25 protein-coding genes, 1 tRNA gene and 1 other RNA gene are annotated in these 26,178 nt (G+C 66.6%); 18 read left to right on the forward strand and 9 right to left on the reverse strand.

The genetic code is table 11. The features are described 5' to 3' along the window. The first annotated feature begins 582 nt into the window (after positions 1-582). The 8 genes from AC1D0A_RS04220 to AC1D0A_RS04255 all read left to right on the forward strand — a co-directional run bounded on the left by AC1D0A_RS04220 (position 583) and on the right by AC1D0A_RS04255 (position 6,578). Complete coding sequence (locus AC1D0A_RS04220; RefSeq protein ID WP_018773429.1) at positions 583-1,002, forward strand: DUF3052 domain-containing protein; 420 nt, start codon at positions 583-585, stop codon at positions 1,000-1,002. Then, on the forward strand, positions 999-1,514 hold the full coding sequence (locus AC1D0A_RS04225; protein ID WP_476945253.1) for a peroxiredoxin: 516 nt from the start codon (positions 999-1,001) through the stop codon (positions 1,512-1,514). The genes AC1D0A_RS04220 and AC1D0A_RS04225 overlap by 4 nt, the downstream gene beginning before the upstream one ends. Positions 1,515-1,518: 4 nt before the next feature. Further along, positions 1,519-2,451, forward strand: a complete 933-nt coding sequence (locus AC1D0A_RS04230) for an NAD-dependent protein deacetylase (RefSeq protein ID WP_476945254.1) — start codon at positions 1,519-1,521, stop codon at positions 2,449-2,451. 90 nt (positions 2,452-2,541) lie between these two features. Then, positions 2,542-2,617: transfer RNA gene (locus AC1D0A_RS04235), tRNA-Val, on the forward strand. Between the two features lie 126 nt (positions 2,618-2,743). After that, complete coding sequence (locus AC1D0A_RS04240) at positions 2,744-3,022, forward strand: hypothetical protein (RefSeq protein WP_243177181.1); 279 nt, start codon at positions 2,744-2,746, stop codon at positions 3,020-3,022. Positions 3,023-3,269: 247 nt separating this feature from the next. After that, a complete protein-coding gene (locus AC1D0A_RS04245; protein WP_476945255.1) occupies positions 3,270-4,100 on the forward strand; it encodes a fumarylacetoacetate hydrolase family protein in 831 nt (276 codons plus the stop codon). 167 nt (positions 4,101-4,267) lie between these two features. After that, positions 4,268-5,065, forward strand: coding sequence for an IclR family transcriptional regulator (locus AC1D0A_RS04250; RefSeq protein WP_028277808.1), 798 nt, complete (start codon positions 4,268-4,270; stop codon positions 5,063-5,065). 163 nt (positions 5,066-5,228) lie between these two features. Further along, positions 5,229-6,578 carry an MFS transporter gene (locus AC1D0A_RS04255; protein ID WP_155855730.1) on the forward strand — a complete coding sequence of 450 codons (1,350 nt, stop codon included), beginning with the start codon at positions 5,229-5,231 and terminating at the stop codon, positions 6,576-6,578. 204 nt (positions 6,579-6,782) lie between these two features. Here the strand turns inward: AC1D0A_RS04255 and AC1D0A_RS04260 are convergent, their stop codons facing one another. Then, entirely contained in the window at positions 6,783-7,847 is a 1,065-nt protein-coding gene (locus AC1D0A_RS04260) for a D-2-hydroxyacid dehydrogenase (protein WP_476944042.1), read from the reverse strand. Positions 7,848-7,912: 65 nt separating this feature from the next. On the opposite strand from AC1D0A_RS04260, the gene AC1D0A_RS04265 reads away from it, so the two are divergent. The 3 genes from AC1D0A_RS04265 to AC1D0A_RS04275 are packed head-to-tail and all read left to right on the forward strand — an operon-like array spanning position 7,913 to position 10,714. Then, a complete protein-coding gene (locus tag AC1D0A_RS04265) occupies positions 7,913-8,866 on the forward strand; it encodes an NAD(P)-dependent oxidoreductase (RefSeq protein ID WP_476945256.1) in 954 nt (317 codons plus the stop codon). A gap of 13 nt (positions 8,867-8,879) precedes the next feature. Further along, complete coding sequence (locus tag AC1D0A_RS04270; RefSeq protein WP_079554757.1) at positions 8,880-9,650, forward strand: SDR family oxidoreductase; 771 nt, start codon at positions 8,880-8,882, stop codon at positions 9,648-9,650. Further along, a complete protein-coding gene (locus AC1D0A_RS04275; RefSeq protein ID WP_243177185.1) occupies positions 9,650-10,714 on the forward strand; it encodes an L-idonate 5-dehydrogenase in 1,065 nt (354 codons plus the stop codon). Before AC1D0A_RS04270 ends, AC1D0A_RS04275 begins: the two co-directional genes overlap by 1 nt. Before the next feature lie 38 nt (positions 10,715-10,752). Here the strand turns inward: AC1D0A_RS04275 and AC1D0A_RS04280 are convergent, their stop codons facing one another. Next, positions 10,753-11,481 carry a FadR/GntR family transcriptional regulator gene (locus tag AC1D0A_RS04280; RefSeq protein WP_028277812.1) on the reverse strand — a complete coding sequence of 243 codons (729 nt, stop codon included), beginning with the start codon at positions 11,479-11,481 and terminating at the stop codon, positions 10,753-10,755. Between the two features lie 276 nt (positions 11,482-11,757). Here AC1D0A_RS04280 and gndA point away from each other — a divergent pair, with 276 nt between their 5' ends. Beyond that, entirely contained in the window at positions 11,758-13,194 is a 1,437-nt protein-coding gene (gndA, locus tag AC1D0A_RS04285; RefSeq protein ID WP_018773415.1) for an NADP-dependent phosphogluconate dehydrogenase, read from the forward strand. A 115-nt stretch (positions 13,195-13,309) separates the two neighbouring features. Then, positions 13,310-14,152 (forward strand): oxidoreductase, encoded by an 843-nt coding sequence (locus tag AC1D0A_RS04290; RefSeq protein ID WP_476945257.1) that lies wholly within the window; start codon positions 13,310-13,312, stop codon positions 14,150-14,152. A gap of 37 nt (positions 14,153-14,189) precedes the next feature. On the opposite strand, the gene epsC is transcribed toward AC1D0A_RS04290, so the two are convergent. The 3 genes from epsC to msrA all read right to left on the reverse strand — a co-directional run bounded on the left by epsC (position 14,190) and on the right by msrA (position 16,334). Further along, complete coding sequence (gene epsC, locus AC1D0A_RS04295) at positions 14,190-14,774, reverse strand: serine O-acetyltransferase EpsC (protein WP_018773413.1); 585 nt, start codon at positions 14,772-14,774, stop codon at positions 14,190-14,192. Between the two features lie 34 nt (positions 14,775-14,808). Beyond that, positions 14,809-15,744, reverse strand: a complete 936-nt coding sequence (gene cysK, locus AC1D0A_RS04300; protein ID WP_459385078.1) for a cysteine synthase A — start codon at positions 15,742-15,744, stop codon at positions 14,809-14,811. A gap of 65 nt (positions 15,745-15,809) precedes the next feature. Then, positions 15,810-16,334, reverse strand: a complete 525-nt coding sequence (gene msrA / locus AC1D0A_RS04305; RefSeq protein WP_243177188.1) for a peptide-methionine (S)-S-oxide reductase MsrA — start codon at positions 16,332-16,334, stop codon at positions 15,810-15,812. 99 nt (positions 16,335-16,433) lie between these two features. Between msrA and AC1D0A_RS04310 the strand changes: the two genes are divergently transcribed. Next, positions 16,434-17,357, forward strand: a complete 924-nt coding sequence (locus tag AC1D0A_RS04310; RefSeq protein ID WP_243177189.1) for a Nif3-like dinuclear metal center hexameric protein — start codon at positions 16,434-16,436, stop codon at positions 17,355-17,357. 123 nt (positions 17,358-17,480) lie between these two features. Continuing rightward, positions 17,481-18,218 carry a zinc ribbon domain-containing protein gene (locus AC1D0A_RS04315; protein WP_243177190.1) on the forward strand — a complete coding sequence of 246 codons (738 nt, stop codon included), beginning with the start codon at positions 17,481-17,483 and terminating at the stop codon, positions 18,216-18,218. Between the two features lie 15 nt (positions 18,219-18,233). Here AC1D0A_RS04315 and AC1D0A_RS04320 read toward each other — a convergent pair whose 3' ends face one another. From AC1D0A_RS04320 to AC1D0A_RS04330, 3 genes are all read right to left on the reverse strand, one after another. Beyond that, positions 18,234-18,998 carry a YaaA family protein gene (locus AC1D0A_RS04320; RefSeq protein ID WP_243177191.1) on the reverse strand — a complete coding sequence of 255 codons (765 nt, stop codon included), beginning with the start codon at positions 18,996-18,998 and terminating at the stop codon, positions 18,234-18,236. A 62-nt stretch (positions 18,999-19,060) separates the two neighbouring features. Next, positions 19,061-19,963 (reverse strand): alpha/beta hydrolase, encoded by a 903-nt coding sequence (locus tag AC1D0A_RS04325; protein WP_476945258.1) that lies wholly within the window; start codon positions 19,961-19,963, stop codon positions 19,061-19,063. A 26-nt stretch (positions 19,964-19,989) separates the two neighbouring features. After that, the gene (locus AC1D0A_RS04330) at positions 19,990-20,835 is read right to left on the reverse strand and encodes a slipin family protein (RefSeq protein WP_243177193.1); all 846 of its coding nucleotides are present in this window, start codon (positions 20,833-20,835) and stop codon (positions 19,990-19,992) included. A gap of 112 nt (positions 20,836-20,947) precedes the next feature. Between AC1D0A_RS04330 and rnpB the strand changes: the two genes are divergently transcribed. Beyond that, positions 20,948-21,341, forward strand: an RNA gene (rnpB, locus tag AC1D0A_RS04335) — RNase P RNA component class A. Between the two features lie 46 nt (positions 21,342-21,387). Here the strand turns inward: rnpB and AC1D0A_RS04340 are convergent. Next, positions 21,388-22,392, reverse strand: a complete 1,005-nt coding sequence (locus tag AC1D0A_RS04340; RefSeq protein WP_243177194.1) for a hypothetical protein — start codon at positions 22,390-22,392, stop codon at positions 21,388-21,390. 357 nt (positions 22,393-22,749) lie between these two features. Here AC1D0A_RS04340 and AC1D0A_RS04345 point away from each other — a divergent pair, with 357 nt between their 5' ends. Both AC1D0A_RS04345 and AC1D0A_RS04350 read left to right on the forward strand, forming a co-directional pair. Beyond that, entirely contained in the window at positions 22,750-24,417 is a 1,668-nt protein-coding gene (locus AC1D0A_RS04345) for a GMC family oxidoreductase (protein WP_243177195.1), read from the forward strand. Positions 24,418-24,646: 229 nt separating this feature from the next. Beyond that, positions 24,647-26,137 carry a glyceraldehyde-3-phosphate dehydrogenase gene (locus AC1D0A_RS04350; protein WP_308197201.1) on the forward strand — a complete coding sequence of 497 codons (1,491 nt, stop codon included), beginning with the start codon at positions 24,647-24,649 and terminating at the stop codon, positions 26,135-26,137. The last annotated feature ends 41 nt before the right edge of the window (positions 26,138-26,178 follow it).

The following is a 26,178-nucleotide window of genomic DNA, read 5'->3' on the forward strand; positions in this document are numbered from 1 at the left end:
AATGTACTGGGCACGTTCGGTGCCTTGTTCCTGAATCAGGGTATCCAGGGACTCCAGCCACTCGGCGGTCTCTTCCGGATCACGATCAGGCAGCTGGTTTGTCAACCCGCTGAGGATATGGGAGGTATCTTCTCCTGCAGCCACGTCCAACCTCTCTTTGAGCGCATCTATCGGCACCCTCAGCTCCGGGCAGGGTGACTGCCTGGCGTGAACGCGACGTGTGCGACATATCGGTTACATCAGCCCGGTCGTATGCGCCGGGCAAGGTCCAATCACGGTACGCCTGCCTGTGTATTAGCCGGGCGGTTGCCCGCGCAGGCGTAGTCGTCATCAGCCACTCTAGCCGTGCGGGCTGATGGATGCGTAGCCGCCCTATGGACCCGTCCCCGTATTTCACGGGCATACTGGTTGTGTGACGAAGCGCTGCCCGGCAGCCTCCGGATCGGCCTGTGTGACGCAGAATATGGCGGATCGCGGTGCCAACAGCTTGAAGCGAGAGCTCAAAGGGTGTTGGCTTGGAGTAATGGAAATCACTAGTGCCATTGAAAACATGAAGCAATTCAAAAAGCATAGGAGCAACACGTGAGCGAGGCCGACGCCGCCACTTCGGTAAATGTGGCGGAGAAACTGGGTTTCAAAGACGGGGACCTGATTCAGGAATTCGGTTATGACGACGATGTCGACTTCGACTTGCGGGACGATATCGAAGATCTCACGGGCTCTGAGCTTCTCGATGAGGACGATCACGAGGTGGTCGATGCCGCCATTCTCTGGTGGCGGGCAGGTGACGGAGACCTTGTGGACACGCTGGTCGATTCGCTGACCACTCTCACCGAGGGCGGCGTTGTCTGGGTCCTGACTCCCAAGTCCGGCCGGGACGGCTACGTCTCGCCTGCGGACATCCAGGACGCCGCGCCCACCGCAGGGCTCCACTACACCACCTCCGCCGGCGTCTCGAAGGACTGGAGCGCCACCCGGTTGGTCACGCGGAAGAACAAGTGAGCCAAGCGGTCCAGCGCGAGGCCTCCGGGCCGGGCTCCGCCGTGAGTCCCGTTCCCGGCGTCGGCGATCCCGCACCGGATTTCGAGCTCGCCAATCAATTCGGCGAACCGGTGCGCCTCTCGGACTTCCGCGGCCGCAACGTCGCCATAGTCTTCTACCCGTTTGCCTTCTCCGGGATCTGCACCGGGGAACTCTGCGAAATCCGGGACAACCTGGCACTGTTCGAGGATGCCGACGCCGTCGTGCTGGCAGTCTCGGTGGACAGCAAATTCGCCCAGCGTGCCTATGCCGAAAAGGAAGGCTACGGCTTCGATCTGCTGGCCGACTTCTGGCCGCACGGCGCCGTGGCCTCGGCTTACGGTGTGTTCGACCCTGACAGCGGCATGGCGCTGCGCGGCACCTTCATCATCGACGCTGCGGGAATCGTCCGCTACGTCGTGGTGAATCCGCGCGGCCAGGCCCGCGACTTCGCCGAATACCGGGCGGCCCTCACAGGACTCGGCGGGAGCTGATCCGGTGAGGCAGCGGCGGCCAGGAATCGGCATGACCGGGTTTGCCAGCCTCCCGCCGGTTACGGCCGCCGGGAGCGCCGCGGAACTCCAGCGCACCGAATTGGAGGCCCTGCAAGACATCCACGGACTCCTGTCCGGGGAGCAGTTCGCCGTGCTGACAGGCGCCGGCCTGAGTACGGATTCAGGCATCCCCGACTACCGCGGGCCCGGCGCCGCACCGCGGACCCCCATGACCTACCAGGAATTCATCGGCGAGCCGGGAAACCGGCAGCGCTACTGGGCCCGCAACCACATCGGCTGGTCACATCTGCGCAGGGCGGATCCGAACGATGGCCATGCCGCTGTAGCCCGGCTGGAGCAACGGGGGCTTCTCACCGGCCTCATCACACAAAACGTGGACCGGCTCCACGAGGACGCCGGCAGCGTCAACGTCGTGGACCTGCACGGCCGGTTCGACCAGGTGATGTGCCTGGACTGCCACCGGCGGTTCAGCCGCCGGATGCTGGCCGGAGTCCTGGAAGAACTCAACCCCGGGTTCCTGGAACGGGCACAGGCGGCCGGGGTGGTTGAAATGGCGCCGGACGCCGATGCCGCCGTCGAGGACACCGAACTGATTGGATCGTTCATCGTCGCCCGTTGTCCGGCCTGCGGCGGCACCCTAAAACCGGACTTCGTGTACTTCGGGGAAAACGTGCCCAAGGACCGGGTGGAGCGCTCGTACGCCATGGTCGACGCCGCCCGGGCGCTCCTGGTGGCCGGCTCGTCGCTCACCGTGATGAGCGGCCTGCGTTTTGTCCGCCATGCGGCGAAGCAGGGCAAAGCCGTGGTCATCATCAACAGGGGACCGACCCGCGGGGACGGCCTCGCCACCATCAAGCTGGAGGCAGGCGTCAGCGGGGCCTTGACCTGGCTCGCCGCCGAGCTGCCGCCCCTGTAGCGACGGCCGGGCCGATTGGCGCTTGGCCGGTGACATCCGGTACAGTAGCTGTTCGTTGGTTGAAGCGCTGAGGCGCGGATGCCGCGGTTTGGGTCTTTAGCTCAGCTGGTAGAGCGCCACGTTTACACCGTGGATGTCATCGGTTCGATCCCGGTAGGACCCACCACAGAAAACCCCGCTTTTCCGGACCACGCGGTCCGGAAGGGCGGGGTTTTGTGCGTTCCGGCGGGGGATGCTGTGCGCCCCGAAAATGTCAGGGCTCCGCCCTACTGTGACGGGCATGGAACACGTGATGGTGAAAACAGGCCCGGACGGGCGGCCCCTGGCGGTAGTGCGCGGGGGCAGGGAATGGTTGATCGGGGCCGAGCCCGTGCGTTGGTTCGAGCGGGTCAGCTGGTGGGAGGCCGAGCGCCGGATGCCCAAGGGCCTGAGCCGCGTGGACGTCGAAGTCTGGCAGGTCCAGGCGAAGCTCGGCCGCAACCGCGGGTCTGCCCTGACCACCATGGAACTGATCCGGGACGGCCTCGGTGGGGGCTGGCGGCTGCGGGGGGCCGTTGCGGACGCCGCGTAGGCTGCCTGCGCGGGCAACAATCGCCCGGCCCGGCCAGCAAAAATGGGGACCCCGGACCCTGGTATCACCCGGGCATTGGAAAAGCCTTCCACCGCGACTATTGGGGGATGCCGCGGTGGAAGGCTTGTAATGAATATACCGTGAACGCTTGGAAATGTGAAACACCGGCGGGGTTTCTGCGCGCCGGAATTACGCCACTCGATGGCCTAATCGCGGGCCCCGGGAGTCCGCCGCCTAGGATGTTTTCATGACCGCTACGAGTGCCCGCCGAATCGCCAGAGTCCGCCCGCTTTCCCCGGCTGCCGCGGACGAATACTTCTTCGTCGCCAACGACACAGCGGACTTTGGCAGTGCGGCGGGCAGGGCGTGGACGGTGACACCCTCTCCGTTCCCGGGTTCTGCCGCCAATGCCGGCAGCCTGCCCCGCAGCGGTTGGGGGGCCGGCGCGACGGTGGAGGAAGCGTCGTTCACGTTCCTCGCGCCCTGTGTCCCGGCCAACGTCCTGGGCATGGCGCACAATACCGGTGCCGCCGGTCGCGGGCTTCCGCCGCAGGCCTTCCACAAGGCGTCCACCAGCGTGGTCGGCCCGGGGGACGCGGTTGAACTCCGGCCGGGCGTGGGGCGCGTCGAGCCGGAGGCCGAACTGACCCTCGTCATCGGGAGCAGGGCCCGCGGACTGACGCCCGGCAACGCCATGGGCGCGGTCCTGGGCTACACCATAGGAAATGACGTCTCCGCCAGGAATCTGCAGGAATCCGATGAGCTGTGGATCAGCGCCAAGAGCCAGGACACGTTCACGCCCGTGGGGCCCTGGATCGTCACGGACCTGAACGGTGACGACCTGGCGATCGGCATCAAACACAACGGTCGGGAACTCCAGGCAGCCAGCTCCGCCGACCTTGGCTGGAAGGTGGAGGAAATCCTCACCTATCTCACTTCCTTCATGACTCTTCACCCGGGTGACCTGGTGCTGACGGGATTCCCCGCCGAGTGTGCGCCGATCGTCCCCGGCGACACCGTCACGTGCCACATTGCCGGCATCGGCGAGCTGACGAACCCCGTGGTGTCTGCCGCCTAAGGGGCCGGCGGTCCCCGACGAGGCCCGCCGACAGGGGAGCAATGGATGCACGGGCTTTGCCGGTCCCGGTTCGAGGCGCCAGACATTATGATGGTTAGTGTTCAGCTGACTGGACGGCATTCGAACGAGTGGCGCGGCGACTTGCGCGCGATACCTGAAGGAGAATCATGGCCGATTCCCGAGTTTCCCGACCCTCCGACGGATTGGGGAGCGCGTCACCCGCACCGGCTGTCACCCGTGCCGCCGCCGTGCTGGAAGCCCTGGCGGCATCCGCGACCGGACGCCTCACGCTCAGTGACCTGTCCCGGGAACTGGGAATCCCTAAGTCCTCCACCTCCAACCTCCTGCTCGCGCTCGAGGAGGCGAGGCTTATCAGCCGCCAGGGCGCGGAGTTCACCCTCGGCCGGAAGCTGGTTGAGCTGGGTGCTGCCTACCTCAGCCGCCTCGACGAGGTCCAGGAGTTCTACCGCTTCTGTGAACAGGCCCCGACACTCTCGGGAGAGACGGTCCGGATCGCCATGCTGGACGGAACAAATGTCATCTACCTCGCCCGCTACGAAGGGCACCCGGCGGTGCGCCTGACGTCCAATATCGGCGACAAGATGCCTGTGTCCCTCTGTGCCGTGGGCAAGGCCCTGATCGCGCGGCTGCATGATCACGACGTCGACGAGATGTTTCCCGACGACGCGACTCTTCCGGTCCTGACGCCGAAGTCGCTGCGCACGGGTGCCGAGCTCAAGGCGCAGCTCACGCTCATCCGGGAGCAGGGGTATGCGTTCGAGGACGAGGAATCCACCACCGGCGTCGTGTGCCTGGCCGTCGCCGTCCCGACCCGGGGCGCACACGGGCCCAGCCTCGGCCTTTCGGTCACCGCGCTGAAGGCGACTTACTCGCAGGAGCAGGGCGCCATGATGGTGAAGGAACTCCAGGACCTCGCCCGGTCCCTCGGCAATCCCATGGGCTAGGGGCCAGCGCTGCTGAGCGTTTCGGGACGTCCGGAATAAATCTGATTATTCATTGGCTAGGCGATCACTATGCTGTACTCTGTTCAGCATAGTGATCGACTCCTTGGGGTTGCTCACACCCACCAGACCAACGGGGGTCTGGAGTGTTCTTGAGGGAGTGCTTGTGACAACTAGTACTAATACACCGCTCGCTGAAGCGGACGGCGCCGTCGTCGATCCGGAACAGCTGCGACGGGCAACGCTTGCCAGCTCTGTGGGCTCCGCGCTGGAGTACTACGACTTCTACATCTACGGGCTGGCCTCCGCCCTGATCTTTGGCCCGCTGTTCTTCAAGCCGCTCGGCGAGGACGGGGCCCTGATTGCATCCTTCGCCACGTACGGTGTGGGCTTCGCGGCCCGGCCCTTCGGCGGGATGGTCTTCGGCTACATCGGCGACCGGTTCGGCCGCAAGATGGTCCTGATCCTCACCATCGGCCTGATGGGGACCGCCAGCTTCGCCATCGGCCTGCTGCCGACGTACGAACAGGCCGGCATGCTCGGCGCCGTTCTTCTGGTGACGCTGCGCATCCTGCAGGGACTGGGTGCCGGCGCTGAACAGGCCGGCGCCACCACGCTGATTTCCGAAGTCGCGCCGCGCCGCCGTCGTGGCTTCTTCGCTTCGCTCCCGTTCGTCGGCATCCAGCTGGGAACCCTGCTCGGCGCCGGAACGTTCGCGCTCATTGCCATGGCAGACAAGGCCGTCCTGGAGGGCTGGCTGTGGCGGGTGCCCTTCCTGGCCAGCGTGCTCCTGGTTGTGGTGGCCATCTTCATCCGGCTCCGGCTGAAGGAAACGCCCGTCTTCCAGGAACTGGAAAAGCACAAGAATGTAGTCAAGAACCCCATCGGCCAGCTGTGGAAGCACTCGAAGAAGAACGTGCTGATCGGCATCGGCCTGCGGATGGGCGAAAACGGCAATTCCTCGATCTACTCCGCCCTGCTCATCGCGTTCCTGGCGGCCAAGGACGGCGTTTTTCCCGGCGACAAGTTCATCGGTCCGGTCGGCCTGCTCATCGCCGCGGGCTTCGCGGCCGTCATGGTGATCACTTTCGGTGCGCTGTCCGACAGGTTCGGCCGGGTGCCGGTCTACCGCTACGGTGCACTGTTCCAGGCGCTCATCGCGCTTCCGGCGTTCTACCTGGTGACGCTGGGCAATGTCACGCTGGTCTGGATTGTCATGGTGGTGGGCATCGCCCTCGGCGTTCAGTCCATGCTCGGCCCGCAGTGCCCGCTGCTGCCTGAACTCTTCGGCTCGCAGTACCGCTTCACCGGCGTGGCCATGAGCCGGGAGCTCTCCGCCGTCCTGGCCGGCGGCCTGGTCCCGCTGGTCGGCGCCGCGCTGCTGGCCGCCACGGACCATTCCTGGCTGGTGCTCGCCATCTACTCGCTGGTCCTGGCGCTGATCTCTTTCGTCACCACCTTCTTCACACCCGAGACGGTGGGACGCGACCTTCTCCTGACGGAGGATGCGCACTAGGCGAATCCGGGCAGCAGACGCTCCTTCCGCGCAGCACAGGCCGTGGCCCCTTCCACCCAGGAGGGGGCCACGGCCGTTTCTGCGCGACCCGAATACCCGCGTCGCCGGGTGGAACCGGCCTCGCCCAACGCAAAGGGCGGCCCAACCGTTTCCGGTGGGCCGCCCTGTGTGCGCTACGGCGCTGTGCAGTGCGGAAGAGTGGACTCAGTAGAAGTGCACCGTGTCCACAAGGTGTGGGAGTTCGCCGCCGTCGAGGTAGGTCCGCAGGTTGCTGCAGAAGCGTTCGGTGATCAGCCGGTTTTCGGCGGCACTGAGCGCCGAGGTGTGCGGGGACACCATCACCCTGGGGTGGTTCCACAGCGGGCTGTCCTGCGGCAGCGGCTCCACGGCGAAGACATCGAGGCAGGCATAGGAGACCTGGCCGTTGCCCAGGGCCTCCAGAAGCGCCTCTTCATCCACCACGGTGCCGCGGCCCACGTTGACGAAGACCGTTCCGGGCTTCATGGCGGCGAAGACGTCGCGGCTGAAGAGCTTCTCGGTGTACGGCGTGCCGGGCAGGGTATTGACGACGGCGTCTGCGGTGCCCAGCAGGCCGGCGAGGCGGTCGTTGTCCGTGACCGTCTCGATCCCGTCGATGGCCTCCACGGTCCGCTTGGTCCCGCTGACGCTCATGCCCAGGGCGCGGGCGATCCGGGCGGTCTCGAGCCCGATCTCGCCGAGCCCGGTGACCACCAGGCGGGAGCCGTTGACCAGGCGGGTGGGGGTGCGGAGCTCGGGCCAGAGCTTGGCCGCCTGGTCCTGGGCCAGCTCGGCGCTGCGCTTGAAGCCGTTGAGGATGCCCAGGGCGGCGAACTCGGCGAGCGGCAGGGCGTGCACCCCGGCCGAGGTGGTGACCCTGAACTTCTGCAGCGTCGCGGCGTCCAGCCCCGATGCCTTCACGGCACCGCCGGCGCCGGCCGCCATGGCATGGATCCACTCTAGCCGGGGATTGCTGCCGGCGATCCGGGCGAGGCCTGCCGGGCTTTCGTTGGGGAGCCCGTACAGGACCTGGGCCTTGTTGAGCATGTCCCAGTAGCGCTCTTCCTGCTCCGGCGTCCGGCGGAAGTCCGGGTCACCCGCATGGTCGGCGGGAAAACGTTCCGGCGGCAAGAGCTCGGGGTCGTAGAGGACGGTCACGGACGGATCTACGGCGCGGATGCGGTCCACCAGCTCTGCTTCGAGCGGGACGGCGATCGCGACGGTGGTTTTGGGCGTCATAGTGTTCATCATACTGAATGGAGGCTAGGATGCTGAACAGAATCTCAAGATTAACCACGACGAATCGAGGGCAACGCATGGAGATTGACCGCAGGGAGGCAGGGTTTGTCGGCCTCGGCCTGATGGGCGCGCCGATGGCCGCCAACCTCCTCGCGGCAGGATGGACCGTCACCGCCTGGAACCGTTCGCCGGCGGCGCTGGACGCCTTCGAGGCCCTGGGCGGCTCGCGCGTGGCCAGGGTCGAGACGCTTCGCGACCAGCCCGTCATTGTCTTCATGCTGCCGGATCTGTCCGACATTGAGGATGCGAGTGCCGCGCTCCTGGCCGGCTGGGCCGCCAGCCCGCCCGCGCCCGGAACCGCCGTCGTGGTGATGAGCAGCGTGTCGCCGTCCGGCGTGCGGGACTTCGGGGCACGGGTCGCCGAGGCGAGCGGGGGCAACGCCGTCGTCGTCGATGCGCCCGTCAGCGGCGGCACCAAAGGCGCGGCGGACGGCACCCTCGCCATCATGGCGGGCGCCAGCGACGGCGACTTCCGCCGGCTCCTGCCGCTCTTCGGCGCGATGGGCAGCACCGTGCGGCGGCTGGGACCGCTGGGATCGGGGTCGCTCGCCAAGGCGTGCAACCAGCTGATCGTGGGAACCACGACGGCGGCGCTCGCCGAGGCCGCGGAGCTCGCCGAACGCTCCGGCATGGAGGTGCCCGCCCTTTACGAGGTGCTCGCCGGCGGACTCGCGGGCAGCCGGGTCCTGGACATCGTGGGCCCACGACTCGCCGCCAGGGACTACGAGCCCACCGGGCCTGCCAAGTTCATGCACAAGGACCTCTCCTTCGTGCTCGAGAGCGCCGCAGCCGCGGGTGCCGCAGTACCGATGGCGGCCGCCGGCGCCGAGCTCTACGCGGAACTCAAGCGCCAGGGGCTGGGGGACCGGGACCTCGCCGTCGTGCGGCAGGCCATTTCCAACCTCAGCGACAACGCGCGTGACAACCCCAGCGACAAGCCAACAGCCAACACAGCAGCAAAGACCAAATGAGGATCAGTGAACCATGAGCGGACTTTTTGACCTGACCGGGCGCGTGGCCCTGGTGACCGGTTCGAGCCGGGGAATCGGCAACGCCCTGGCCCGGGCCCTGGCCGACGCCGGCGCCACCGTGGTGCTCAACGGCATCAACCCCGAGCGGCTCAAGGCCGCCGAGGCCGCGATGGCCGCGGACTACGCGCCGGGCCGGGTGCACAGCTGCGCCTTCGACGTCACCAGCGACACCGGGGCCGCCCGGGGCATCGCCTGGGTGGAGGAGAACGTGGGCCCGCTGGACATCCTGGTCAACAACGCCGGCATCCAGCACCGGGTCCCGATGCTTGAGCTCGACGTGGCCGACTGGGAGCGGGTCATCTCCACGGACCTGACCAGCGCGTTCCTGGTGGGGCGGGAAGCGGCCCGGCACATGATCCCGCGGGGCCGGGGCAAGATCATCAACATCTGCTCGGTCCAGACCGACCTCGCCCGGCCCACCATCGCGCCCTACATCGCGGCGAAGGGCGGCCTGCGGAACCTGACCCGGGCCATGACCGCGGAATGGGCCGCCTCGGGCCTGCAGATCAACGGGATCGCGCCGGGCTACATCCACACCGAGATGACCCAAAACCTTGTTGACGATGAGCAGTTCAACGCCTGGATCCTGGGCCGGACCCCCGCGCACCGCTGGGGGACCGTGCAGGACCTGGCCGGACCCGCCGTGTGGCTGGCCTCCGACGGATCCGACTTCGTCAATGGCCAGACCATCTTCATCGACGGCGGAATGACGGTGGTGGTCTGATGGGCGGCGTGGCAGCACTTCCGGCCACGGCCGCGGCGGTGGTGGCCCACGCGGCGGGCGATCTGCGGATCGAGGACATCCCCGTGCCCGCGCCGGCGCCCGATGAAGCCGTCATCGACGTCGCCTTCGGCGGCATCTGCGGCTCCGACCTGCACTACTGGCTGCACGGCGCCGCGGGCGAATCCGTCCTCAAGGCTCCCATGGTCCTGGGCCACGAGATCGTGGGGACCGTGATCCGCGCCGCCGCTGACGGCTCGGGGCCGGGGCCCGGCACGGCCGTCGCGGTGCATCCCGCCACGCCGGGCCCTGGCGGCGCCCTGTACCCGGCGGAGCGTCCGAATCTGTCGCCGGGCTGCACCTACCTGGGCAGCGCCGCGCGGTTTCCGCACACCGACGGCGCGTTCAGCCGGTATGTGAACCTGCCGGCCCGGATGCTCCGGCCGCTGCCGGCGGGGCTGGACCTGCAGACCGCGGCCCTGGCGGAACCGGCCAGCGTCGCCTGGCACGCCGTGGCGCGCGCCGGGGACGTGGCGGGAAAGACGGCGCTGGTGATCGGCAGCGGTCCCATCGGGGCCCTGGCCGTGGCCGTGCTCAAACGCGCCGGCGCCGGCCGGATCGTGGCCGTGGACATGCACGAGCGGCCGCTGGAGATAGCCCGTGCCGTGGGGGCCGACGCGGTCCTCAAGGGGGACGACGCCGGGGCGATCGCCGCGGTTGAGGCGGACGTCGTCATCGAGTCCTCGGGCAGCCACCGGGGCCTGGCCTCGGCGATCACGGGCGCGGTCCGTGGCGGCAGGGTGGTGATGGTGGGGCTGCTGCCTTCCGGCCCGCAGCCGGTCCTGATCTCCCTGGCCATTACCCGCGAGCTGGAGCTGGTGGGCTCCTTCCGCTTCAATGACGAAATCGACGACGTCATAGCGGCGCTCGCCGACGGCTCCCTGCGGGTGGACCCCGTGGTAACCCACACCTTTGGCCTGGACCGCGGACTGGAAGCGTTCGAGGTCGCCAGGAACGCGGCTGTTTCGGGGAAGGTGCTGCTGGACTTCAGGCGGGCGCCGGCGTGAGGAGCGCCGCCGTCGGGGCCGGGAGGGCCAGTGGCGGGTTAGTGGCGCTCGACCGGGACAAACACCCGCGGCTGGTTCTTCCAGCTCGGCTCCATCTCCGAGATGGTCTCGCGCATGATCCGGTTCGAGGCCTCGCGGGCGGCGGCGGCATCCCCGGCGGCGATGGCCTCGGCGACCTCCACGTGCCAGCGCAGCGCCGTCTCCCGCGGGTGGTCCGGCATCAGGCCGTGGATGGTGCGGCCGGTCAGCGTCTCGGTCACCTGGCCCACCATGTTGGCGAACATCTCGTTGCCCGAGCCGGTCAGCAGCAGGGAATGGAACAGGATGTCCAGCTCGAGGAACCGGGGCACGTCCCCGGCCTGCCCGGCGTCGCGCATGGCGTGCGAGATCTCCACGAGTTCGCGGCGGAGCTCCTCGGGGGCGTTGGCCGCGGCCAGCTCAGCGGCCACCGGCTCGACGGCGGTGCGGAGCTCGGCCAGGGAGCGCAGCTGGGCGCCGCGGCCCTCGCCGGCCAGCCGCCAGCGGATCACGAGCGGGTCGAAGGGGTTCCAACGGTTCGAGGGCAGCACCCGGATGCCGACGCGTTTGATGGTCTCCACCAGGCCCAGGGACTGGAGGACCCGGACCGCCTCCCGGACCACCGAGCGGGAGACCTTGAGTTCGTCCTCAAGGTGCTCGGCAAGCATGACGTGCCCGGCCGGAAGCTCGCCGGCCACGATCCGGGTCCCGAGGTGCTCAATGGCGCGGTGGTGGAGGCTGGTTGACATAGTCGTAAGCATAATGCGGTGGGCCTGGTCCGGGCCGACCGGAGTGGCGGGCGCCGGTGATCATAGACTGTTTATGACGCGCAGCATTCCGCTCCGTGGGCGCGGCTTTCCCGCGGCCCGCGGAAATACATATGGTTTAAGGACAGCCACAATCCTCAAGAGTGGGTTCCGCCCTCCGCGGCGCGACCTGCCGAGTCCTAGATGAACGTCTGAGACGAATCGCCGTACACGTGGTCTACAGAAATCACCGTGTACAAAAATGAATTGGAGTTTTTGATGTCAGCACACATCGGTGTTACCGGCCTCGCGGTGATGGGGGCCAACCTCGCACGCAACCTGGCCCGGAACGGCTTCACCGTTGCCCTGCACAACCGGTCCGTGGAAAAGACAGACACCCTTCTCGCCAAATACGGCGATGAGGGCGACTTCGTCCGCACCGAGACCCTCCAGGAACTCGTTGATTCGCTGGAGAAGCCGCGCCGCGTCCTGATCATGGTCAAGGCCGGCAAGCCGGTGGACTCCGTGATCGAACAGCTCGAGCCGCTGCTGGAAGCGGGCGACATCATCATCGACGCCGGCAACTCGCACTACGAGGACACCCGCCGCCGCGAGGCTGCGCTCGCCAAGAAGGACCTGCACTTCGTCGGCATCGGTGTCTCCGGTGGCGAGGAGGGTGCCCTCAACGGCCCCTCAATCATGCCGGGCGGTTCCAAGGAGTCCTACGACGCCCTCGGCCCGCTGCTGGAAAAGATCGCCGCGCACGTCGACGGTCAGCCCTGCTGCGCCTGGATCGGCACCGACGGCGCCGGCCACTTCGTCAAGATGGTCCACAACGGCATCGAATACGCCGACATGCAGGTCATTGGAGAGGCCTTCGACCTCCTGCGCTCCGGCGCCGGGATCGAACCGGCCGAGCAGGCCAAGATCTTCGAAGAGTGGAACAAGGGTGACCTCGCCTCCTTCCTGATTGAAATCTCCGCCGAGGTCCTCGGCCACGTCGATGCGAAGACCGGTAAGCCGTTCGTCGACGTCGTGGTGGATGCCGCCGGCCAGAAGGGCACGGGCCGCTGGACGGTCATCTCCGCCCTTGAGCTCGGCTCCCCGACGTCGGGCATCGCCGAGTCCGTCTTCGCCCGGGCACTGTCCTCCCAGGCCGAGCAGCGCGTGCTGGCACAGGAGCTGCTGGCTGGCGGCGAGGCCGCCGTCGAGGTCCCCGAGAGCTTCGTCGAGGACGTCCGCCAGGCGCTCTACGCCTCCAAGCTGGTCTCCTACGCCCAGGGACTGGACATGCTCACCTCCGCGGCCAAGGAATACGGCTGGGACCTGAAGCTGGATGAAATCGCCTCGCTGTGGCGCGGCGGCTGCATCATCCGCGCGGAACTGCTCAAGGAGATCACCAAGGCCTACGCCGCTGCGGAGAAGCCGGCCAACCTGCTCTTCGCCCCGGCGTTCACCAAGGCGATCGCCGAAGTCCTTCCGGCCTGGCGCCGGGTGGTGTCCACCGCGGTGCAGCTCGGCATCCCGGTGCCGGTGTTCTCCTCCTCGCTGGCCTACTACGACGGCCTGCGCCGCAAGCGCCTGCCGGCCGCCGTCATCCAGGGCCAGCGTGACCTCTTCGGGGCGCACACCTACGGCCGCGTTGACGCCGAGGGCACTTTCCACACCCTCTGGGGCGAGGACAAGTCCGAGATCGAGGCAGTCGACACCCACTGACCCACCCCGTTCCAACGCGACGGCCGGTACTTTCCAGATACGCTGGGAGGCGCCGGCCGTCCGTGTTTCCGCACCGCTCCTGCCCCAGGAGTTCAGCGCCCAAGGAGTTCAACTCATGCCCCAGCCCGTAGCGTTTGTCACCGGTGCCTCCACCGGCATCGGCTTCGAAACCGCGAAAAAGCTTGCCTCGGCCGGCTTCACCGTTTATGCCGGGGCCCGCCGTGTGGAGCTGATGGAGCCGCTGAAGGCATCCGGGGTCAAGGTGGTGGCGCTGGACGTGACCGATGAGGCCTCGATGAGCGCCGTCGTCGGGGACGTGCTGGCCGCGCACGGCCGGATCGACGTCCTGGTCAACAACGCCGGCTACGGGACGTACGGGTCGCTCGAGGAGGTCGAGCTGGCTGAGGGCCGGCGGCAGTTCGACGTGAACGTCTTCGGCCTGGCGCGCATGACGCAGCTCGTGATCCCCGCCATGCGGGCCGCCCGTGCGGGCAGGATCATCAACATCTCATCGATCGGCGGCAAAATGTACGAGCCGCTGGGTGCCTGGTACCATGCGACCAAGTTCGCCGTGGAGGGCCTGAGCGATTCGCTGCGGCTCGAGCTCAAGCCGCACGGTATTGATGTGGCCGTCATCGAGCCGGCCGGGACGCAGTCCGAGTGGGGCGCCATTGCGGCGCAGGGGCTGCTGGCCAGCTCCGGAAACGGCCCTTATGCGGCCCAGGCCAAGGTGGTGGCGGCGGCGCTGGGCACCACGGACAACCCCGCAACGTCGTCGCGGCCCGAGCTCGCTGCCGAGGCGATCCTGCACGCCGCGACCGCCCAGCGGCCCAAGACCCGCTACCCGGTGGGTGCCAGCGCCCGCGGGATCCTGCTGCTGCGCCACCTGCTGCCGGACCGGGCGTTCGACGCCGTCCTGTGGAACATCTACAAGAGGTTCCCGGGTAAGGCTGCCTAGGTACCCGGTTCAGTCGGGAGCCGGTCCAGAGCCCGGTCTAGATCCGGTATTCGATCAGGTATTCGGCAGGGTCGACGGCGGGCTTGGTCTCGCGCTGCGCGTCGCGGTGCCGCCAGGTGGCCGGCACGCCGGTGACGATTGATTCGGCCGGGGCGTCCTTGACCACCACGGCGTTGGCGCCGACGGCGCTGTCCCGGCCGATCGTGATGGGGCCCAGGATCTTGGCGCCCGCGCCGATCACCACACGGTCCTCGATGGTGGGGTGGCGTTTGATCTTGGCGAGCGAACGGCCGCCGAGGGTCACGCCGTGGTAGATCATGACGTCCTCGCCGATCTCGGCCGTCTCGCCGATGACGACACCCATGCCGTGGTCGATGAAGAAGCGCCGGCCGATGGTCGCGCCGGGATGGATCTCGATGCCGGTCAGGAACCGGGCGAGCTGGGAGATCAGCCGCGCCGGGAACCGCAGTGCCGGGTTTTGCCACAGCCGGTGCGTCAGGCGGTGGAACCAGATCGCGTGCAGGCCGGAATAGGCGAAGAAGTTCTCAAAAGAACCTCGAGCCGCCGGGTCGTGGGACCGGGCGGCGTCGAGGTCTTCCTTCAGTCTTGCGAAGAAGCTCACAAAGACCTTTCTGGGCAATCGTGGGTCAGCGGACTTAGCCGCGGATGTCGTCGTACAGCACGGTGGAGATGTAGCGCTCACCAAAGTCGCAAACCACAGCAACAATGAGTTTACCGGCGTTCTCCGGGCGCTTGGCGAGCTCCAGGGCCGCCCAGACGATGGCGCCGGAGGAGATGCCGCCCAGGATGCCTTCCTTGATGCCGAGTTCGCGCGCCACCCGGACGGAATCTTCCAGCGTGGCGTCGATGACCTCGTCATAGACGTTGGTGTCCAGGATGTCGGGGACGAAGTTCGCGCCGAGGCCCTGGATTTTGTGCGGGCCGGGGGCGCCGCCGTTGAGGATGGCGGAGTCCTTCGGCTCGACGGCCACGATCTGGACCTCCGGCTTGCGTTCCTTCAGGACCTGTCCGACGCCGGTGACGGTGCCGCCGGTGCCGACGCCGGCGACGAAGATGTCCACCTTGCCGTTGGTGTCGGCCCAGACTTCCTCGGCCGTCGTGCGGCGGTGGATCTCCGGGTTGGCCTCGTTGGCGAACTGCTGGGCCCAGATGGAGTTCTCCGTGTTGGCCACGATCTCCTGGGCTTTCTCCACGGCGCCGCGCATGCCCTCGGAACCGGGGGTCAGGACAATCTCGGCGCCGTACGCGCGCAGCATGACCCGGCGCTCGGTGGACATGGTCTCGGGCATGGTCAGGATGACCTTGTAGCCGCGGGCCGCGCCCACCATGGCCAGGGCGATTCCGGTGTTGCCGGACGTGCCTTCGACAATGGTGCCGCCGGGCTTGAGGGCACCGGACTTCTCGGCAGCGTCAACGATCGCGACGCCGATCCGGTCCTTGACGCTGTTGGCCGGGTTGTAGAACTCCAGCTTGACGGCCACGGTGGCGTCAAGGCCTTCGGTCAGCCGGTTCAGCCGGACCAGCGGAGTTCCGCCTACCAGCTGGGTTACATCGTCATAGATCGGTGCCATGTATGTATGCCTGTCTTTGAAGAGGGTTGACTGAGGTCAGCCTAACGAGCGCCTACAGGCCCTAGCTAAGCATTAAGCCATGCAGAGTAATATTTCCTCGCCTTGGCCAGCTTGGGGTTAATGATGACCTGGCAGTAGCCCTGCTCCGGGTATTTGGCGAAGTAGTCCTGGTGGATTTCCTCGGCCACATGGAACTGGGGCAGCCGGCTGACCTCGGTGACGATCGGGTGCCGCCACAGGGACTGGTTCCGCTCGATCGCCTCCTCGAACAGGATCTTTTCCTCGGTGGTCTCGTAGAACATTGAGGAACGGTACTGTGTCCCGACGTCGTAGCCCTGCCGGTTCAGCGTGGTGGGGTCGTGGAGGGCGAAGAACATGTCCAGGATGACCTCGGCGGGAATGACGTCCTCGTCGAATGTCACTGCCACCACCTCGGCGTGGCCTGTGGTCCCGGAACACACAGAGTAGTAGTCGGGGCTGCGGTCATGGCCTCCGGTGTAGCCCGACACGACTGAGCTGACGCCCTTGGTTTTCTGGTAGACGGCGTCGAGGCACCAGAAGCAGCCTCCGCCGAGGACAAAAGTTCTCATGATCTCTTCAATGGTTCGAGGGCCCCGATGATTCCCCACCCACCTTACGAGAGTGTTACGAGTGACCGGGCCGCCCGCGGATAGGGTAAAAATGGGGGTATGGAACCTGTGAACACCGATGTTTCAGCGGAATCCGACCGCCCTGCTGCCGCCGTCGACGCCGGTACCGGCACCGGGGAGGACACCGGCGCCGCGACGCTGGGCCTGATCCAGCTGGCGGTGGAGGAGCTCTGGCCCGAATCCCTGGCGGAGGACTGGGACGAGGTGGGTCTGGTGGCCGGCCACCCGAACGCCGAGGTGCACCGGGTCATGTTCGCGGTCGATCCGACAATTGACGTGATCGAGGAAGCGATCGACTTCGGTGCCGAGCTGCTCATCACGCACCATCCGCTGCTGCTCAAGGGCGTGACGTCCGTGGCCGCGAATACGGCCAAGGGCAAGGCAGTGCACCGCCTCATCGAGTCCGGGACCGCGCTGCTGACCGTGCACACCAACGGTGACTCCGCCGTCGGGGGCGTTTCCGACGTCCTGGCGGACGCGCTGGGCCTGCAGAACGTGGCCCCGCTGACGCCGGCCGCGAACGGGCTCCCCGAGGAAGGCATTGGCCGCGTCGGCGACCTCGACGAGGTCCTGACGCTGGGTGATTTCGCGGCCCGCGTGTACGGCATCCTGCCCTCGGTGGCCGGCGGTGTGCGTGTCTCGGGGGACCGGGACGGGCTGATCCGGCGGGTGGCTGTCTGCGGCGGCGCCGGCGATTCGCTCTTCGGCGAGGTGCGGGCGAGCAACGCGGACGTCTACGTCACGGCGGACCTGCGGCACCACCCGGCATCGGAAGCCCGGGAGGCGGCGGTCAACGACCGGCCGTACCTGATCGACGTTTCCCACTTCGCCAGTGAATGGCTGTGGCTGCCTGCGGCCGCCGAAGCGCTGGGCAATGTGCTCACCGACCAAGGCCACGACGTCGAGATCCGGGTCAGCAGCACCAACAGCGACCCGTGGGACTTCATTCTGACTCCGGGCTAAGCCTGGCGTGCGAGGGGCCCCGGGTGAGCGTAGCGAGGCCGGGGAGTACGCTAGGCGCTAGAGTCTAAGGAGCGCCGGGACGGTGCCCGGCTTCGGCCGGATTGGATTTAGCGGAGGTAAATAGTGGCCAAGGCAGCACCGGCGGAACAGTTGAAGTTGCTCGAATTGCAGGGGCTCGATGCCAAGCTCAAGTCCTTGTCCAACCGCCGGCGAAGCCTTGAAAGCGATTCCCGCATCACGGACCTGGAAGCCGCCCTCAGCGTGGCCAACGGTGAGCTCGGTGCCGCTAAGGTGGCCGTCCACGATGCTGAACTGGAGCTCAAGCGCTCAGAGGCCGACGTCGAGCAAGTCGCCTCCCGGATCGAACGCGACGAGGCCAGGCTCAACAGCGGCACGGGGCTGTCCAAGGACCTCGTCGCCCTGCAGCGGGACCTCGTATCGCTGAACAAGCGCCGCTCGGACCTCGAGGACGTGGAGCTCGAAGTCCTTGAACGGCTCGACTCGCTCCGCGCCCGCCAGGCGGCCCAGCAGCAGATTGTGGACGACATCCAGGGCTCCTTCGGCTCCATCCGTGCGGAGCTGGACGAGCAGCTGGCCGAGATCGCCGCCGAAGCCACGGTGGTGCGCGGGCAGCGTGCCGAGTTCGCCGCCGGACTCGACGCCGGAATGCTCGCCGTCTACGAGAAGACCCTGGCCAAGCGCGGCGTCGGCGCTGCCCGGCTCTTCCACGGCACCTCGGAAGGCTCCGGCATGCACCTGAGCCCGGGCGACCTGGCCGAGATCAAGGCCGCGGCCGAGGACGACATCGTGTTCTGCCCGGACTCCGGCTGCATCCTGGTGCGCTCGTCCGAGTGGGCCTAAGCACCCGCCTGCGCCTCAGCTCGGCAGGATAATGTTCAGGGTGTGCGGCTTCCGGTCCGTGCCCTCAACGAGTTCGGCAACCCACTTCTCCGCCGCCGCCTTCTGCAACTGTGCGGGGGTTTGGGGCGCCTTGCCCCGGCGGCTGAGCAAATGCCGTGCCAGTTCGCCCCGGGTGTGCTTGGCAAAGTGGCTGACCACCTTGCGCACGCCCGCGGTCTCGGTGAAGACGTTCACGGCCACCGTCTGTACCGGCGGGGGAGTCCACGCCGCGGCGTAGGTGCTCGACCGGCAATCCACTAACAGCTCACCCGTAGTGGCCGCCGCCAGGGCGTCGTTCAGTTGCGGCTTCCAGAATGAGGCGAGCCGTCCGACGTCGGGCAGCGAAGTCCCCATCGACAGCCGGTAGGCGGGCACGCGGTCGGCGAAGCGGATGGCTCCCCACAGGGCGGAGACCACCAGCACCGATTCGTCGGCCTTCCTCCGCTGCGCCGGGGTCAGCGTGTTGTAGCCGAGGGCGTCAAAGAGCACCCCGGAATACACCTGGTGGGCCGGGGCGGCAGGTTCCGCGTGCAGCCGCGTATTGCGTTCGACGTCGGCGCTCAGGGAGGCGCCGACGCCCAGCAGCGCCAGCGCGTCCTCGTGGGCGCTGACGGTGCCGAGCGCCTCCAGGACCTTGGCGCGGGAGCTGTTGAGGGCGGGAAAGCTCAAGGCGCCCCAGTCGGCGGCGTCCCCGCGCACAGCGGGAGTCTTGCCCTCGGAGGGCGGCAACAGAATTAGCACCGTACGATCCTACCGGCGGCGCGTTCCGCGGGCGCCGCAGTACGCGGCCGGCGGTGGCGGGTTCAGGCGAGGTTGTGGCCCAGGAATGAGAACACCTCGGGCAGCACGGTCCGCCAGTAGCTGTAGTCGTGGCCGCCGGGCCGGAAACCACCCTCCACGTCGCCCTTCAGCCCTGCACGGTAGGCACGAACCGTGGCGGCAAGCGCGTCCCCTGTGCCGCAATCGATCCGCTTGGGCACCGCCGCGAGCCGGGACCGGAGCGCGAACACGTCATGGGCCGCGAAGTCAGCCGGGCTGTCGAATGCTGTGTCCATGCGTGCGTCGTAGTTGTCCCAGACCGCCGGACTCATGGCGGCGACGGCGCGAATTCCGGGCAGCCGGCCCTGGGAGGCCAGCAGGAGCGAACCGAAGCCTCCCATGGAGAGACCGAAGAGGCCGATCCTGCCAAGGTCGTAGCCCCGCTTGCCCAGGAACGGGACAAACTCCTTCACCAGCGTCGACTGGGTGTCGCTGCCGTCGGCGCGGGGGTGCCACCAGGTGTTTCCGCCGTCCACCGCGGCGATCGCGAAGGGCGCGCCGCCGGCGTCGAGGTGCCGTTGGAGGGCCTTATGCGCCGATAAGCCCTCGAACAGTGCCTTGTGGCTGCCGTGGAGTCCGTGAAGAAAGACAGCCACGGGCAATTCGGGCCGCGCGCCGCCGGGCGGCAATTCGGGTGCGGCCAGCGACCAATGGCTGGCGATGCCGGGGCGGAAAGCCGAGACGAACGAACCCGTGCTGGTCCGGACCGTCAGCGCGCCGGCGCCGGCCCGCGGCCCTGACGCCGTCGGGCTGGCTGGGCTCGCTGGCGCGGGCGGAGACGTCTCGGGATGCGCGATGCCCTCTGTGCAGGCAGAGAGCGCGGACGCGCCAAGGCCGATTCCTGCCAGCTCAAGCAGCCGGCGCCGGGTCAGGGCAGATTTGTCCATCCCTCGATAATAGGCCCGGGGGGACGCTACGCCGCTTTTATTGGTGGCGTCGTTGTCGGTGCCTCTGGCGTCGCCGTCGCCGAGATCGCCGTCTTGGCCACATGGTCCTCGCGTGCCAGGAAAGCGGCCAGTTCGGCGATGGTGCTCATCAGAGGCGCCGGGAAGACGACGGTTGAGTTCTTGTCCACCCCGATCTCCACAAGGGACTGAAGATTCCGCAACTGCAGGGCGACCGGGTGGGCCATCATCGTGTCAGATGCCGCGCCGAGGGCCACGGCGGCGATCGCCTCTCCTTCGGCCGAAATGATCTTGGCCCGCTTCTCCCGCTCGGCCTCCGCCTGCCGGGCCATCGCCCGCTTCATGCTCTCCGGGAGCTGGATGTCCTTGAGTTCGACGAGCGTCACTTCGACACCCCATTCCAGGGTCATCGCGTCCAGGATTATCCGAATGTCGCTGTTGATGCGCTCAGTCTCCGACAGCGTCTGGTCCAGGCTGTGGCGGCCGACCACTTTCCGCAGGGTGGTCTGGGCGATCTGGTTGATGGCCGCGGCCACGTCTTCGATCGCCACGACGGACTTCACGGAGTCGATCACCCGGTAGTACGCCACTGCCGAGATATCGACGCTGACGTTGTCCTGGGTGATGATGCCCTGTGACTGGATCGGCATTGTCACGATCCGCAGGCTCACCAGCTGAAGCCGGTCCACCACCGGGATGATGAACCGCAGGCCGGGCATCCGTACCGCGACCACCCGGCCCAGACGGAACAGGACGCCCTGTTCGTACTGGCGCACAATCTTGATCGACATCTTGGCGAGAATAGCCACCAGGACGATGGCCAACAGCCAGATGATGATGGCGGTCCAGTTCATCGGGATCACTCTTTCTTGACTAGCAGGAACCCTGCTTAAATTCTCCCACCGGCAGCCCCGAAAGTCCGTGGTGCGGCTGCGCCGGCCGGGAGAACGTAGAATGAACAGCGGATGGGTTGACCAGGCGGCCGCGCGTCACGCAAGTGGCTCGAGGAACGTCCGGGCTCCGCAGAGCAGGGTGGTGGGTAACGCCCACTCGGGGTAACCCGCAGGCCAGTGCCACAGAGAACAGACCGCCTGCGTGCGGCGTGTGCTTGCACAGACCGCAGGGCAGGTAAGGGTGAAACGGTGGTGTAAGAGACCACCAGCTTCCCGGGTGACCGGGAAGGCTAGGTAAACCCCACCCGGAGCAAGGCCAGACAGGACACGTTTGAGGGCTGCTCGCCCGAGTGTTCGGGTAGGCCGCTGGAGGGCGTCGGCAACGGCGTCCGTAGATGGATGGCCGCTACTCCCGCGCCGGTAACAGCGCGGGAACACAGAACCCGGCGTATCGGTCAACCCATCCACCCAACGCCGACAATCTTCGATGAGGTTTGCCGGATCCGGCCGACGTCATTGACCTGCCACATCCGCCGGCTGCATTTTGCCCCGCACACCGTCGGTGCGGTTGTGCTGGAGTACCAGGACCCGCCCGTCTGTGGCCACTGAAGGGTTGTTGTTCACAATCTGTACCGAGACGAGTTTGCCTTCGTGGTTGAATGCGCCCTCTGCCTCGTAGGTGTAGTTCGCGTTCGTGAGATATCCGGGCTTGAGTTTGTTGACCAAATCCATGAAGTCGGCGCGCGTGTATTTGCTGGAGATCGACAGTTTGCCGTTGGAGTCCCAGGCCTGGAAGGTCGGGCTCTCCGACTGACTGCCCTGGATCAGGTAGAAATAGTTGCCGACCCATGCCAGGCCCTGGTTCTTACCGGCGGTCCGCGCACCGGCCTGGGCGGGGATGGTTGCTATCAGAGCGGGATTGCCGGCTTGAACGCTGGCCCAGTCGTAGACGTAAAAGCTGCTCACCGAAGTGGTGCCGGCGTCAGTTGTTGCCATGTATCTGCCGGACACGTCCGCGCGCCATATACCGTTGATTGGAATGTTGGCACCCTTGGTGCCGGTGGTGTAGTTGTAGACAGCATAGGTGGACGCATTCGCCCGCGCCCCACCGGTTGCCCTGATGATGAAGCAAAGCTGCCCTCTTTCGTTGTAGAACCAGGGCAATGCTTCCGTCCAGCACAGATCTTCGGTTGTGACGATTCTCGACGACCTCCTGATCCCTGCGGGGAGGGTTCGGACGTCAATTCGCAATTCGGTGCCATTCTGGTTTGACACGTAGATTTCCTGTGCGCCCTCGTTGATGGACACGCCTTGCGGCCATGTTGTTTCACCGTTTTCCCGGACGGGGAACTCGCAGAGGAGCGCCACGCTGTCGAGCAGGGCGAGGGGGTCCTGGGTCATCTGGAGCGTGCCACGGTCGGCGGCCCCAGGGACGGTGGGGTCGGCGGCCGCGCCGATTTGTGCCGCCGCTGCGGAGTTGTTCAAGGCTGCGGCCACGGCTGCCAGCGCGGTTGCCAACCAGGCCCGCCGTGTCAAGATCAGCCACTGCGCTGCGCTGAATGGAGTTCCTCGGGGCGATGGCCTCATTTCAGAGCCCGTCATAAGACGTAAGGTACTCTTGAGGTCCCCAGCCGTCTATGGTCTCCGGAAGTCTGACTGGCCCCACGGCTCCATGAGTCGCGCACAAATTTGCTCAGGCCTCCTGTCGGCCTCATTTCTCAAGGCGGCACACGGCCGCCCCGTCCGTTCCGCCGTGTGCCGCCTACGTGCGGCGGTGCACGCCAGCCCGGATGCTTGACATCATGGCCGCGGAACTAACACACTTCAATCAACGCTTCAAGGAGCGGTAGCTTCGGCGATGGTTGAGGAGTCATAGTGCCGGACGATGCTGAGTACGACTATGTGATCGCCGGGGGTGGTACCGGCGGCAGCGTTCTGGCTGGCAGATTGAGTGAAGACCCCTCAGTCCGTGTGCTTCTGCTCGAGGCGGGCAGGTCCGACCGCCATCCCTTCATCCACATGCCCGCGGGCTTCCCGAGACTGAAGGGGGGCCCGTATCAGTGGGCGTATAGCAGTGTTCCGCAAAAGCACAGCAACGGCCGCAGCATCCCGCTCCCTCAAGGCCGCGGGCTTGGCGGCGGCGGGTCCATCAACTCCCAGGTCTTCACCCGCGGCGTGGCTGGGGACTACGACGGGTGGGCCGGGGACTACGGATGCGAGGGCTGGTCCGCCGTCGAGGTGTCCAAGTATTTCATTCGCTCGGAGTCAAACACCAGGCTCTCAGGACCCCACCATGGAACCACAGGGCCGCTCGGCGTCTCTGATCTCCGGCGTCCGCACACGCTCTCGGCGGCATTCGTGCAGGCGGGCCAGGAGTTCGGGCTGCCCTACAACAACGATTTTAACGGGGCGAAGCAGCTCGGCGTTGGCTTCTATCAGACCACCACCAGGAATGGGCGCCGGTGCAGCGCAGCCGTCGCCTATCTGAAACCCGCGCGCAGGCGGCCCAATCTCACTGTCCGCGTCAATGTGACCGTCTCCAAGGTGGTCATCAAGAATGGCCGCGCCGTCGGCATCCAGACGATTGAAGGCGGAGTCGCGCGAACCTACGGGGCCCGGCGCGAGGTGCTGATCGCCAGCGGCGCGTTTGGCTCGCCCAAGTTGCTGCAGCTTTCAGGCATCGGCGACCCGGCAGACCTTGCCGCCGCCGGCATCGACGTGCTCCACGCCCTGCCAGGGGTCGGGAAGAACCTGCAGGACCACCTTGACCTGGACATCATCTACGAGCTCACCGATGACCACAGCCTGGACCGGTTCAATCGGGTGCGCCCGGCGACAGTCCTGGCGGGCCTCGAGTATCTGGCCTTCCGCACGGGACCGTTCGCGTCCAACCTCGTCGAGGCCGGCGGCTTCAGCTACGCCAACACAGATGAGAAGACCCCGGACCTGCAGTTCCACTTCCTGCCCGCGGCGAGGTCGGAGCCGGGCATTGCGTCGCTGCGGCCCGGATTCGGGGCGACGCTCAACTCGTACTTCCTGCGCCCCCGCAGCCGGGGGACAGTTCGCGTCGCGTCCTCAGATCCCACAATGACACCGATCATCGATCCGAATTTCCTGGCAGATGACTACGATCTGGAGATGACGATCGCAGGCGTGCAGCAGAGCCGGCAAATCATGGAACAGTCATCGATGGCGGCGTTCATCCAGAAGGAGCACATCGGCGACGGCTCCCGGGTGGCAACCCGCGACGAGTACGTGAATTTCGTGCGGTCCTACGGACGGACCTCGTACCACCCGGTCGGCACTTGCGCCATGGGTACCACCGACGATTCCGTTGTCTCCCCGCGGCTGAAGGTCCACGGGCTGGAGGGATTGCGGGTCGTTGACTCCTCGATCATGCCCCGGCTGGTCAGTGCCAACACCCAGGCACCCACCATCATGATCGCGGAAAAGGCCGTCGACATGATCCTTGAGGACGCAGAGGGGCTTACGCCCGGCGCGGATGGTTTTGCCGACTTCGACGTGGCCCCAGACAGTGTGTGAGTCAATTCACGCGCAACAGGCACCCCACCCTGCCTGGCCGCCCGTAGAATTGATGGTGAACGTAGAAGTTCTGCCGCCGGGTCTGCGTTCGCAGCCGGCGGTTTTTCTTTGCGCTCGATGAGGCGCCCGGGGTGGACCGAATCCCCGCCGGTGCCCGGTACCGGACACCCTCCGGCGGCCGACTTCCCCCTACGAGGACGTAGGGGGTGGATTCTAGGAAGGTAGTTCTGTGAGCCAGACGTCAGATTCTTGTCTTGATACGTGGATGGGCCGTGAGGCACTCGCCGAGGCCATGATCCCCGTGATCGGCCGGCTGTACCGCGAGAACAACGTGGTGACCTCCATCCACGGACGCAGCCTGATCAACAAGTCCACCATGAATATCCTCAAGGCCCACCGCTTCGCCCGCAGGATGAGCAAGGAAGAACTGCGCCTCGAGGAGACAGCCCCGCTGCTGGAGGCCCTGACCAAGCTGGACCTCGGCGCCGCGGCGATCGACATTGCCCGCCTCACCGAGAAATACCGCGCCGAGGGCGACGGCGCCAGCCTGGATGAGTTCCTCCGCGCCGAACTCGCCGAGGTTGTCGGCAAGCGCGGCGGCGACGACCGCACCAGCACCGACGTCGTCCTCTACGGCTTCGGCCGCATCGGCCGGCTCCTGGCCCGGCTCCTGATCGAAAAGGCAGGCGGCGGCCACGGCCTGCGCCTGCGTGCCATCGTGGTCCGCCGCGGTTCAGACAACGACCTTGCCAAGCGCGCGAGCCTGCTGCGCCGCGACTCCGTCCATGGCTCCTTCGAAGGCACCATCAAGGTTGACCTCGAAAACAACACCATCACGGCCAACGGCGTCCAGATCCAGGTCATCTACTCGGACAACCCCTCCACGGTGGACTACACCGCCTACGGCATCCACGACGCGCTCGTCGTCGACAACACGGGCCGCTGGCGCGACGCCGAGGGCCTTTCCCAGCACCTGTTGAGCAAGGGTGTTGCCCGCGTTCTCCTCACCGCACCGGGCAAGGGCGAGTTGAAGAACATCGTGCACGGCATCAACCACGGCACCATCGACGACTCGGACACGATCGTCTCGGCGGCGTCCTGCACCACGAACGCCATCACCCCTGTGCTCAAGGCGATCAACGACCGCTACGGCGTGGTGCACGGCCACGTGGAGACGGTCCACTCCTTCACGAACGACCAGAACCTGATCGACAACTTCCACAAGGGCGACCGCCGTGGACGCTCTGCCGCGCTGAACATGGTAATCACCGAGACCGGTGCCGCCAAGGCCGTGGCCAAGGCCCTGCCGGAACTGCTCGGCAAGCTCACGGGCAGCTCCATCCGCGTCCCCACCCCGGACGTCTCGCTGGCCATCCTGAACCTGAACCTGGAGAACGGCACCACCAAGGATGAGGTCAACGACTATCTGCGGGAAATGTCGCTGCACTCCGAGCTGCGCAAGCAGATCGACTACATCGATTCGCCCGAGGTTGTCTCCACGGACTTCGTCGGCTCACGCCGGGCAGGCATCGTCGACGGCCTGGCCACGATCTCCAACGACAAGAACCTCGTCCTGTACGTCTGGTACGACAACGAGTTCGGCTACAGCTGCCAGGTGGTCCGCGTCATGGAGGAAATGGCCGGGGTCAACCCGCCGTCCTTCCCCGCCAAGGATGCTGCGTCCATCCTCGAGGCCGCAGGGCTGCCCGTCGAGGTCTAGCCAGGGCGAATGTCCCTGACCGGGACATGTTCCTCCTTTCC

It is taken from the genome of Arthrobacter sp. P1_D4, assembly GCF_056406115.1.